Consider the following 7,943-nt stretch of genomic DNA (forward strand, 5'->3'; position numbering starts at 1 on the left):
ATCTCAGCATATATGGTATTTTCCGACTCAAAACGGCTGTCCTGAGCCAGATAGGACAGGGACAGGTCCCGTTTTTTATGAATCTGGCCGGAGCTGGGCTCTTCCTCGCCCACCAGCATCTTCAAAAGAGTGGACTTGCCGGCGCCGTTCTTTCCCACCAGAGCAATCCGATCGCCCTCGTCCACCTGCAGGCTGATATTGTCAAAGAGCAGCTCCCCTGCAAAAGAGCGCTCAATCTTGCTTGCTTGTAAAATAATCATAAAACCATTATAGCAGATTTGACGGCCGGCTGCTATGCCTCCAGCTAAAAAGGCAGCCAAATCTGACTGCCTTTCTATCTTTCTTTACATAAAACTATTGAGAATAGACTGATTTTGCTTAATGAGGTAAATTCCCAGCAAGATCAAAATCAGCAAAAGGACAAACTTAATGACGCCCTTGACCAGCCGAATCACAATCAGGATAATCATGGAACCGACCAGCCACATAAAGGCTGAGTTATGGAAAAATCCCTGAACGGCTCGGATATTCTGTCCGAAAAAAGTCTGAATGGGAGCAGGCACATGATTTTCCCAGGCCGCTGTCACTCCCAGCTGATTGGCAATATCGTTGCCGCTTTTCCAGAGCCAAGCAAAGATACCTGAATTAAAGACAAATAGGAAAACCTGCTCAGGAAAGCGTCTGATGAAATAAAAAATAGCTTTTAACATAGGCTTACGTTTGATACAAGTCTTTTACAGCTTGGATATCTGCAGGCTGAATACTGTAGAATGAGCCAGCCGACTGCATCACTGAATCCTCCTCATTATGATCTAATCCAATCGCATGGCCCAGCTCATGCTCGGCCGTATTGACAATCCGCTCATAGGAATAACCATAGCGATTATTCAGAAGGTAATAGCCATTGAGCCGGACGGTCACATTGGTAAAACGATTGGTCAGCAGATTGGTCTGTGATTCCGCTTCACCAGCAGCACTGACACTGCCGTCATTCATTTCGGTAGCAATAATATCCGCCTTGTCCTTATCGGTGACAATGTGAAAAGTAAAGGCGCCTGTCTGATTCCAAGAGCCAATGGCATCCTGATAGGCAGAACGGAAGGTCTCATTATCCGTATCAATATAAATGGCAGCCTCAGCCTGATCCCAGCGAGCCCCTGTTGTTGTATGCTCGTCTGTCAGCTGATCCGTCTGCGTCTCAACATTGGTATGAAGTCCTGTTGCAATGCCCTGATGGTCCAAAAACTGGCCCACTCGGACAACGGCTGTCTGAACAGCCTGAGATAGACCGGCACTTCCGCTTTCCGTCGACGTCGTGAAATAAAAGATGCCGACAATGATGAGGAAACTGAGGGCAAAAGACCAGACCAGTCCCCAAAGTACGCGCCAAACCAGACGCAACAGAAAACGAATGCTGTTAAAAATAAGTCTCATAGCAACCTCCTTTACTAGATTGTAGAGAAGACTGATTATACCGCTGCTTGCTTAAAGAAAACTGAAAAAATCAGCCTTCTTTTTATTTATTACTATAAAAGAAAATGACTACAGATCTGCAACCATTTCTTTTCATTCTAATGAATAATCTTTGCAAAGCCATTTTTGACTATAAAATCAGGAACCTCTATCCAGACTGGCCCTGCCACTGCTGTAGTCCAGGCGAATCCCCTTTTGCACATTGGGAATAAAGACATTGAATTCCAGACTGCCGTCGCTGGATTTGGCCTCTAAATGTGACCCAACCGGTACTAAATCGGTTTCCCTAGCATAAATCAAGGTCACCCGGTAGCGGACCCGCTTGTTCTTGTCCAGAGCCTTACGGATTTTTGTCTCAAAGTAATTCTGACCAGTCGAGTCAGCTTCGTTGGCCTGATTGGACCAAGCCGTCTGCACAGCGATATTGGCCGGATTGCTGGTCGAGGCATCGAACCCTTTCAGGCCGCCGGCCAGCGAATAGGCCAATAGATGGCCGCGGTCTACGGCATGATTGTACTCACCGGGAAGATTTTTAAGCTGGTGCCAGCCGGCCGGGACCCAGGAAGTGCTGCCATTCCCCGTCTCTTCCCGCTTCTTATACTGCCGTGTGGACTTGGCCAGCAGGGCATTGGCTGCTGTCGGCACAGTTTGTCCCTGGACAGTCTTGGTCTGATTGTCCGCATAGGGCACACTGGCCACGCTGGCATCTAAGTTTGTCTGATTGCCATTAACGACAAAGGCGCCGGCGCCGTTCCATTCGACGCTGCCTTTGAGCTGGGCTCGGACAGCATCTGTCAAAACGCTCTCAGACAGTGCCTGACTGGGAGTGCTTTCATCCTGCCCCTGCTGACGGACCGCCGTCTGTGAGGATGGTGAAGGCTGTTTTTCATTGCCCAAGTAATAGCCGCCCAGAGCCAGGGCTAAAGCAAGCAGTAAACCAACCAGTCCCTGAAGGGAGCGGGCTGCTGTTTTTTGGCTTTTCTTTCTTCTTGTCATGATTTCCTTATGATACTCAAACAGTGTCAAAATGCGATGGGACGGACTCCCACTCTCTCCTTAGGCCGGCGAAGCAGTCAGCTATCCAGCTGCAAAAGCTCACTCTCCGGTAAACTTCCTGAGTATCTCCTGCCAGGTATCGGCTGACAGGATGGAGCCCTTGCCGCTGCCAATCACCCCGTAGCCAATCATCAGGCCGACTGCAAAGATGACAGCTGCCAGCAGCAGGACCAGCAGGACAATGCCTATCTGCCTGCCCAAGTATTTTACATTCTCACTCATCGTCCTCTTCCTTTACGCGTTTTACCTTGGCTCCCAAGGCGGCCAATTTTTCATGGAATTGATAATAACCGCGGTCCAAATGAACCAGCTTGCTGACCTTGGTTTCTCCCTCAGCCACCAATCCCATGAGAATCAGGGTTGCGCTGGCCCGCAGGTCTGTCGACATGACTTCGGCTCCCTGCAGGCTGCCGCCGCCCCAAATCCGGGCCGTGTCCCGCATAATATCGGAATGCAGGCCCATACGGCGCATTTCTTCCAAATGCTGGAAACGGTTTTCAAAGACAGTCTCAACCATGGTAGATTCACCCTTGGCCATGGCCATCAGCGCTGTAAACTGCGCCTGCATATCGGTCGGAAAGCCTGGATAAGGGAGGGTTTTGACCGAAACCGGCCTGAGTTTAGACACGTCAGAGCGAATCCGGATGCCGGCATCTTCCTCCCTTACTTCCACCCCCATCTCCTGCATCTTGGACAGCAGCGGGCGGTTGTGCTCCCAGATGGCATCCTCGATCAGCAAGTCGCCGCCGGTCATGGCAGCTGCCACCATAAAGGTCCCGGCTTCGATACGGTCCTGCACCACATTGTGCTCCGTTCCCCGCAGCTTCTCCACTCCAAGGATGGTCAAGGTTTCCGTCCCGGCTCCTCTGACCTTGGCTCCCATTTTGTTCAGAAGCAGAGCCAGATCGACGATTTCAGGCTCCCGGGCAGCATTTTCAATGACCGTTGTGCCAGCAGCCAAGGTGGCTGCCATCATGATATTCTGGGTTGCACCGACGCTGGGGAAGTCCATGTAAATATGTGCCCCTTTGAGCCGCTCTGCCTTGGCTTCGATATAGCCGGCAGTCTGGGTAATCTCAGCTCCCATGGCCTCCAAACCTTTCAAATGCAGGTCAATCGGCCGGCTGCCAATCGTGCAGCCTCCCGGCATGGATACTTTAGCATGACCATTGCGGGCCAAAACAGGTCCCAGAACCACGATAGAAGCCCGCATTTTGCTGACATATTTATAGGGGGCTTCTTCGGTCAGAGGCTGCGTGGCATCGACCACTACTGTATTGGCTGCTTGATCAAAGTCCACCTGCGTATTGAGTCCACGCACCACATTGTTCATGGTAAAGACATCCGACAGGACCGGAACATTGCTTAAAACGGTCTTTCCTTCACTGGCCAAGACAGTGGCTGCCAGCAAGGGGAGGACGGCATTCTTTGCCCCCTCAATCTGAACTGTTCCGACCAGACGATTGTCCCCGCCTTGAATAATAATTTTTTCCATACCGATTCCTTACACTAAATTTTTAAAATCATCCATACTATCATACCATAAAATCGAAAATATGGCCTTATAAACCGCCATTGAAAATCGAACGGCTCATATCATAAATGCCGATAAAGAAGAGACTGACCAGATAACCCAGGGCAATGCTGAGCAGCAGAATCAGAAAACGAATCTTGATGGCATTATCCGCATTGACCTTTAGAAATCGTTCCCAGTCAACCACGGTTGACAGCAGATGAAAAGCAAAAAAGATGAAGAGCAGATGACTGCCTAATTGAAATATAATTTCTATCATAGTTTTTATTATACCACAAGACCGAAGCTGAGGTCTCTCAGAAAAATCGTCCGCTTCATCAAAAAATGAGAACGGATGTCCCGCTCTCATTTTGATTATATTCTTGTCCCGACATTGATGCGGTTGATGGCCCGCTGCAAGGCAATCTTGGCCCGGCGTTCCTGATCGATCAGATGCTTGTCATGTGCTTCTTCGATTTCACGCTCGGCACGGAGTTTGGCCCTTTCCGCACGGCTGATGTCAATATCCCGCTCGCGCTCAGCCGAATCGGCCACGATGGTAATGACATTATCGGCGATTTCAATGATGCCGCCGTTGACAGCAATCCAGTCGATGTGCTTGTCGTCATCTACCCGGCGTACCTTGACCTGATCCACTTCTAAAACAGCAATGGTATTGATGTGGCGGGGCAGAATCCCCAGCTCACCGTCAATGGTCTTTACGGAAACAAATGCAGCATGGTGGTCATAAATCAGACCGTCCGGCGTCACGATTTGTACTGTCATTTGAGCCATGGTTCACCTCTTAAAATCCCATTTTCTCTGCCTTGGCAATCACGTCTTCGATAGAGCCGACGCCGCGGAAGGCATCTTCTGGAAGTTTGTCATGCTTGCCGTCCAGAATTTCCTTGAAACCGCGAACGGTCTCAGCCACCGGCACATAAGAACCGGGCTGGCCGGTGAACTGCTCGGCCACGTGGAAATTCTGTGACAGGAAGAACTGAATCCGGCGCGCACGCGCAACCAGAGTCTTTTCCTCATCAGACAGTTCATCCATACCAAGGATGGCAATGATGTCCTGCAGCTCATGATAGCGCTGCAGCACTCGTTTGACTTCTGCTGCTACAGCATAGTGCTCTTCACCAACGATGTTGGGAGACAGGGCACGGGAGCTGGAAGCCAGCGGATCAACAGCTGGATAAATTCCCAGCTGCACCAGTTTCCGCTCCAAATTGGTCGTGGAGTCCAGATGGGCAAAAGCCGTAGCCGGTGCCGGATCCGTATAGTCATCAGCCGGCACATAAATAGCCTGAATGGAGGTTACAGAGCCCTTCTTGGTCGATGTGATCCGCTCCTGCAGCTGGCCCATTTCCGTTGCCAGCGTCGGCTGGTAGCCAACGGCTGACGGCATGCGGCCTAAGAGGGCTGAAACCTCAGAACCTGCCTGAGTAAAGCGGAAGATATTGTCAATAAAGAGCAGCACATCCTGACCTTCCACATCGCGGAAATATTCGGCAATGGTCAGACCGGTCAGGGCAACCCGCATCCGAGCACCCGGCGGCTCATTCATCTGGCCAAAGACCATGGCTGTCTTTTCGATAACGCCGGATTCTTTCATTTCCCAGTAGAGGTCGTTCCCCTCGCGGGTCCGCTCGCCGACACCGGTAAAGACGGAGATGCCGCCGTGTTCCTGAGCAATATTGTGAATCAGCTCCTGAATCAGCACGGTTTTTCCAACTCCGGCACCGCCAAAGAGACCGACCTTCCCGCCTTTCAGATAGGGAGCCAGCAGGTCAATGACCTTGATGCCGGTTTCCAGAATTTCTGATGACGTAGACAATTCATCAAAAGTCGGTGCTTTTTTGTGAATCGGCTCCCGCAGAGCATCTTCTGCAAAAGGAGCCTCCAAATCAATGGTGTCGCCCAAGACATTAAAGACACGGCCCAGCGTTTTCTGGCCGACCGGCACAGAAATCGGCCGTCCTGTGTCCAGGACCTCTAAGCCCCGTGTCAGGCCGTCGGTAGATTCCATAGCGATGGTCCGCACTACTCCGTCACCAAGCTCAAGAGCTACTTCAAGGACGATTTTTCGATTTTTTTCTCATCATTTTTTATAGACTACAAGTGCATTATTTATCTCAGGTAGCTTATCTCCGGCCGCAAACGCCACGTCTACAACCGGTCCAATGACCTGAGCAATTTTGCCTGAGCTCATGTTTTTTCCCTCGTTTAATTTCTAATTGATTTGCGGCCTATTCCAGGGCACTTGCACCCCCCACAATTTCAGTAATTTCCTGGGTAATCGCTGCCTGTCTGGCACGATTGTACTGAATGGTCAAATCACTGATGACCTTCTTGGCATTGTCCGTCGCGGTCTGCATGGCCGTCATGCCGGCCGCGTTTTCAGCTGTCTTGGCATCGATAATCGCTCCGTAAATCATGCTCTCAGCAAACTGAGGCAGGAGCTGATCCAAGATGGCTTCCCGGCTGGATTCCAATTCCAGATTTAAGATATAATCCTCATCTGCTTCATTGGGATCCAGATCAATGATGGGCAGCATCTGCTCGACCCGCATCTGGCTGGTCAGGCTGTTGACATGGTGGTTGTAGCAGACATAGAGCTCATCAAAGAGCTCATTCTCATACATTTCAATAGCCTTGTTGATGATTTTGCGGACTTCATCGAAACTCGGCTGGTCGGCCAAGCCCCGCAGTTCATAGACTGGCTGAACGCCGCGGGCCCGGAAAAAATCCGCCCCGACACCGCCGATACAGATGACCTCAAAGTCCTTGCCGTCCGGGTGATACTCTGCTTTCAGCTCCAAAAGAGCTTTGAGAATGGTGGCATTATAGCCGCCGACCAGACCGCGGTCTGAGGTGATGACGATATAGCCTGATTTTTTGACCGGCCGGCTGATCAGCATCGGGTGATGCTTGACATTCTCATTTTCATGCCCATGCAGCAGATCCGTCAGAAGCTTCCGAACTTTTTGGGCATAGATTTGAAAGTTCTTGGCTGCTTCTTCAGATTTTCCCAGCTTAGCCGCTGATACCATCTGCATGGCATTGGTGATTTGACTGGTGTTTTTTGTGGATGCAATCTTATTTTTAATATCATTTAATGAAACTGCCATCTGCCACCTCTATTCTTATTTAAAGCTAGACTGATTGATAAATTCAGTAATAGCAGCATCCAGGACTTCCTCGCTGGGAAGGTCCTTGGTGGTGCGAATGGTTTCATAAATCCCTGCTTGGTGGGCATCAAAGTAATCAAAGAGCTCCGCTTCAAAGCGCAGGATATTGTCGACCGGCACGCTGTCCAAAAAACCATGAGTCAAAGCATAGAGGATGACCACTTGTTTTTCAACCGGCAGCGGCTCATGGATGGGCTGTTTCAGCACTTCCACTGTCCGGCGGCCGCGGTTGAGCTTGGCCTGGGTCGCAGCATCCAAATCACTGCCAAACTTGGTAAAGGCTTCCAGCTCCCGATAGGATGCCAAATCAATCCGCAGGGTTCCTGCGACCTTCTTCATGGCCTTGATCTGTGCAGAACCGCCGACCCGCGATACAGAAGAGCCGGCATCAATAGCCGGACGGATACCGGCATTGAAGAGGCTGTCGCTCAAAAAGATCTGGCCGTCTGTAATGGAAATGACATTGGTCGCGATATAAGCTGAAATGTCACCGGCCTGTGTCTCGATAAAGGGCAGAGCCGTGATAGAGCCGCCGCCCAGTTCATCGGATACCTTAGCCGAGCGCTCCAAGAGACGGCTGTGCAGGTAGAATACATCCCCCGGAAAGGCTTCCCGTCCCGGCGGCCGGCGCAGCAAGAGCGACAGCTCGCGGTAGGCAACAGCCTGCTTGGACAGATCATCATAGACAATGAGGACATGCTTGCCCT

Annotated in this window: 9 protein-coding genes and 2 pseudogenes; all 11 read right to left on the reverse strand. The window is 50.8% G+C overall.

Annotated features, from left to right (window positions below):
- Positions 1-260 (reverse strand): ATP-binding cassette domain-containing protein (locus STRDD11_RS07905; RefSeq protein WP_164828451.1); only part of this gene is annotated, 260 nt, incomplete at its 3' end.
- 84 nt (positions 261-344) lie between these two features.
- The gene (locus tag STRDD11_RS07910; protein WP_128836876.1) at positions 345-710 is read right to left on the reverse strand and encodes a hypothetical protein; all 366 of its coding nucleotides are present in this window, start codon (positions 708-710) and stop codon (positions 345-347) included.
- Positions 711-714: 4 nt separating this feature from the next.
- The gene (locus STRDD11_RS07915) at positions 715-1,434 is read right to left on the reverse strand and encodes a matrixin family metalloprotease (protein ID WP_128836877.1); all 720 of its coding nucleotides are present in this window, start codon (positions 1,432-1,434) and stop codon (positions 715-717) included.
- 177 nt (positions 1,435-1,611) lie between these two features.
- Positions 1,612-2,469, reverse strand: a complete 858-nt coding sequence (locus STRDD11_RS07920) for a DNA/RNA non-specific endonuclease (protein ID WP_128836878.1) — start codon at positions 2,467-2,469, stop codon at positions 1,612-1,614.
- Between the two features lie 99 nt (positions 2,470-2,568).
- On the reverse strand, positions 2,569-2,751 hold the full coding sequence (locus STRDD11_RS07925) for a DNA-directed RNA polymerase subunit beta (protein WP_128836879.1): 183 nt from the start codon (positions 2,749-2,751) through the stop codon (positions 2,569-2,571).
- Complete coding sequence (gene murA / locus STRDD11_RS07930) at positions 2,744-4,024, reverse strand: UDP-N-acetylglucosamine 1-carboxyvinyltransferase (RefSeq protein ID WP_128836880.1); 1,281 nt, start codon at positions 4,022-4,024, stop codon at positions 2,744-2,746. The genes STRDD11_RS07925 and murA overlap by 8 nt, the downstream gene beginning before the upstream one ends.
- Before the next feature lie 67 nt (positions 4,025-4,091).
- A complete protein-coding gene (locus tag STRDD11_RS07935; protein ID WP_128836881.1) occupies positions 4,092-4,322 on the reverse strand; it encodes a DUF1146 family protein in 231 nt (76 codons plus the stop codon).
- Between the two features lie 95 nt (positions 4,323-4,417).
- Positions 4,418-4,837, reverse strand: a complete 420-nt coding sequence (locus STRDD11_RS07940; RefSeq protein WP_128836882.1) for a F0F1 ATP synthase subunit epsilon — start codon at positions 4,835-4,837, stop codon at positions 4,418-4,420.
- A 10-nt stretch (positions 4,838-4,847) separates the two neighbouring features.
- Positions 4,848-6,257: pseudogene (gene atpD, locus STRDD11_RS07945) on the reverse strand (F0F1 ATP synthase subunit beta).
- 37 nt (positions 6,258-6,294) lie between these two features.
- A complete protein-coding gene (locus STRDD11_RS07950; RefSeq protein WP_128836883.1) occupies positions 6,295-7,176 on the reverse strand; it encodes a F0F1 ATP synthase subunit gamma in 882 nt (293 codons plus the stop codon).
- A gap of 15 nt (positions 7,177-7,191) precedes the next feature.
- A pseudogene (locus STRDD11_RS07955) lies at positions 7,192-7,943 on the reverse strand (F0F1 ATP synthase subunit alpha); the annotation flags it as partial.

Source organism: Streptococcus sp. DD11 (genome assembly GCF_001578865.1).
Lineage (GTDB): Bacteria > Bacillota > Bacilli > Lactobacillales > Streptococcaceae > Streptococcus > Streptococcus panodentis.

Bases quoted from the DNA above. Each gene is read 5' to 3' on its own strand.
- murA (WP_128836880.1), bottom strand. From the start codon at position 4,024: ATGGAAAAAATTATTATTCAAGGCGGGGACAATCGTCTGGTCGGAACA.
- STRDD11_RS07950 (WP_128836883.1), bottom strand. From the start codon at position 7,176: ATGGCAGTTTCATTAAATGATATTAAAAATAAGATTGCATCCACAAAA.
- STRDD11_RS07915 (WP_128836877.1), bottom strand. From the start codon at position 1,434: ATGAGACTTATTTTTAACAGCATTCGTTTTCTGTTGCGTCTGGTTTGG.
- STRDD11_RS07920 (WP_128836878.1), bottom strand. From the start codon at position 2,469: ATGACAAGAAGAAAGAAAAGCCAAAAAACAGCAGCCCGCTCCCTTCAG.
- STRDD11_RS07935 (WP_128836881.1), bottom strand. From the start codon at position 4,322: ATGATAGAAATTATATTTCAATTAGGCAGTCATCTGCTCTTCATCTTT.
- STRDD11_RS07940 (WP_128836882.1), bottom strand. From the start codon at position 4,837: ATGGCTCAAATGACAGTACAAATCGTGACGCCGGACGGTCTGATTTAT.
- STRDD11_RS07910 (WP_128836876.1), bottom strand. From the start codon at position 710: ATGTTAAAAGCTATTTTTTATTTCATCAGACGCTTTCCTGAGCAGGTT.
- STRDD11_RS07925 (WP_128836879.1), bottom strand. From the start codon at position 2,751: ATGAGTGAGAATGTAAAATACTTGGGCAGGCAGATAGGCATTGTCCTG.